The sequence below is a fragment of the Prevotella dentasini JCM 15908 genome, assembly GCF_000614065.1.
In the GTDB taxonomy this organism is placed as follows: domain Bacteria; phylum Bacteroidota; class Bacteroidia; order Bacteroidales; family Bacteroidaceae; genus Prevotella; species Prevotella dentasini.
In genome coordinates this window covers 1-1873 of sequence record NZ_BAKG01000039.1, presented here as the reverse complement: position 1 = coordinate 1873, position 1873 = coordinate 1, and the positions used below count along the sequence as shown (strand labels likewise).

At 57.7% G+C, this 1873-nt stretch carries 1 rRNA gene; it reads left to right on the top strand.

Going from position 1 to position 1873, the window contains the following annotated elements:
* Positions 1-252: 252 nt before the first annotated feature.
* Positions 253-1784: ribosomal RNA gene (locus tag JCM15908_RS11245) — 16S ribosomal RNA — on the top strand.
* The last annotated feature ends 89 nt before the right edge of the window (positions 1785-1873 follow it).

Here is a 1873-nt window from a genome sequence, read left to right as displayed (position 1 = left end):
CAGCGATTAAGAAGGAGTTCTTTGAAAGGATTTACATAGACAGAGAAGTAGTACAAGAAGCGTCCGTCCGTGTCCCGCCCTGCAGTGGCGGCATGTGCGGACGGGTAAAAGAGAAACGAACCGTTCAATTATTTTGAAGAGGTGCTTTCCCGATACTTTTTGGACAGGCATCCTGGACAGATACAACGGCGGTCTTTCCGCGTCCTGCTCCCTTTCGGGAGTGTCGCGCGGGATTTCCGCAGATCATACTTTACAACGGAGAGTTTGATCCTGGCTCAGGATGAACGCTAGCTACAGGCTTAACACATGCAAGTCGAGGGGAAACGGCGGATGGTGCTTGCACCCTCCGGACGTCGACCGGCGCACGGGTGAGTAACGCGTATCCAACCTTCCCATGACCGGGGGATAACCTGCCGAAAGGCAGACTAATACCCCATGTTATCCTTTGAGGACATCCGAGGAGGATTAAAGGTTTTTTCCGGTGATGGATGGGGATGCGTCCGATTAGCTTGTTGGCGGGGTAACGGCCCACCAAGGCACCGATCGGTAGGGGTTCTGAGAGGAAGGTCCCCCACATTGGAACTGAGACACGGTCCAAACTCCTACGGGAGGCAGCAGTGAGGAATATTGGTCAATGGGCGGAAGCCTGAACCAGCCAAGTAGCGTGCAGGACGACGGCCCTATGGGTTGTAAACTGCTTTTATGCGGGGATAAAGTGCGCCACGCGTGGCGCATTGCAGGTACCGCATGAATAAGGACCGGCTAATTCCGTGCCAGCAGCCGCGGTAATACGGAAGGTCCGGGCGTTATCCGGATTTATTGGGTTTAAAGGGAGCGTAGGCCGCGGGTTAAGTGTGTTGTGAAATGTGGACGCTCAACGTCCGATGTGCAGCGCATACTGGCCCGCTTGAGTGCGCGCAACGCAGGCGGAATTCGTCGTGTAGCGGTGAAATGCTTAGATATGACGAGGAACCCCGATTGCGAAGGCAGCTTGCGGGAGCGCAACTGACGCTGAAGCTCGAAGGTGCGGGTATCGAACAGGATTAGATACCCTGGTAGTCCGCACGGTAAACTATGGATGCCCGCTGTCGGCTTTTTTAGCCGGCGGCCAAGCGAAAGCATTAAGCATCCCACCTGGGGAGTACGCCGGCAACGGTGAAACTCAAAGGAATTGACGGGGGCCCGCACAAGCGGAGGAACATGTGGTTTAATTCGATGATACGCGAGGAACCTTACCCGGGCTTGAATTGCAGCGGAACGAGGCAGAGATGCCGAGGTCCTCCGGGACCGCTGCGAAGGTGCTGCATGGTTGTCGTCAGCTCGTGCCGTGAGGTGTCGGCTTAAGTGCCATAACGAGCGCAACCCCCCTCTCCAGTTGCCATCGGGTCGTGCCGGGCACTCTGGAGACACTGCCGCCGCAAGGTGCGAGGAAGGTGGGGACGACGTCAAATCAGCACGGCCCTTACGTCCGGGGCTACACACGTGTTACAATGGCCGGTACAGAGGCAGGTGCTGCGCAAGCCGCATCGAATCTTGAAAGCCGGTCCCAGTTCGGACTGGGGTCTGCAACCCGACCCCACGAAGCTGGATTCGCTAGTAATCGCGCATCAGCCATGGCGCGGTGAATACGTTCCCGGGCCTTGTACACACCGCCCGTCAAGCCATGAAAGCCGGGGGTGCCTGAAGTCCGTGACCGCAAGGATCGGCCTAGGGCAAGACTGGTGATTGGGGCTAAGTCGTAACAAGGTAGCCGTACCGGAAGGTGCGGCTGGAACACCTCCTTTCTGGAGCGGTTGCCTGTCCGCGGCCCGTGGCCGCGGCGTCGGGGGCATCCTCGCCGGTTCGGCTCTTTTTCTTGTACCCGCTGTCTCTG